Raw genomic sequence first — 906 nt, forward strand, 5'->3', positions numbered from 1 at the left:
CGCCTTTTGGGCGGACGCCCGCTCACTTAAGTCGCCTTTTGGGCGGACGCCCGCTCACTCTTGCTGCGCGTGACACCCCCTCATCCACCGGGTGAGGGGGTGTTCCCTTTCCCGTCCCATGATTGGTAAGCGTCCCGAGGCGGATCCGGCGGCTCGCTGGACTTCCACGTGATCTCTTCGCGCTGGCGAGTGGGGATCCACTCGGCGCAGGTAGCAGCCGGGACAAGGGACGCTGTTTCCTGCCGGTAAACGCGTACCCACCACTCGCGTTAATCAGGAGACCGAAACCTAGCCTGAAGAGCAAGCGAACTGATGACACTTTCTGGGGAGTAACTGTCAAGATTCATCTCGCTTATTGAGGTCTCCCGTACTTGTCCTTCCTGGGTCTCGAAGACGGTTACTCCGCAAAGTCTGGTCAGCTCGGACCTGATGTGGAGGGACCGAAATGAAACGAACCATTGCGACCCTGGGGGTCGTGGGCCTGGGATTGCTGGGTGCCACGGTGTCGGCGAACGCTGCTCCCTCAGACAAGATCACCATTTGCCACGCCACGCATTCGGCGTCGAACCCCTACGTAGCGGTGACCATCAACTTGTCGGCGCTGTCCGGGCATATCGCCGACACCAACGACATCGTTCCTGCAAACGCAGGCGACTACATGCCCAACGGACAAAACCTCACCCCGGAAAACATCGCCATCCTCAACGCCGGTTGTAAGGTGGCCGGCCTGCCGGTGATTACCCCGACGGACCCGGTGACGAGCCCGCCGACGGATCCGGTGACGAGTCCGCCGACGGATCCGGTGACGAGTCCGCCGACGGATCCGGTGACGAGTCCGCCGACGGATCCGGTGACGAGCCCGCCGGTGACCACCCCGCCCGTGGAGCACGTGGAACCCGTCTCCAC

General features: G+C 62.6%; 1 pseudogene. It reads left to right on the plus strand.

Annotated elements, in window-relative coordinates:
* Positions 1–445: 445 nt before the first annotated feature.
* Positions 446–906, plus strand: a pseudogene (locus AHiyo1_RS25380) (hypothetical protein); the annotation flags it as partial.

The sequence above is a fragment of the Arthrobacter sp. Hiyo1 genome (genome assembly GCF_001263615.2).
Classification (GTDB): Bacteria; Actinomycetota; Actinomycetes; order Actinomycetales; family Micrococcaceae; genus Arthrobacter.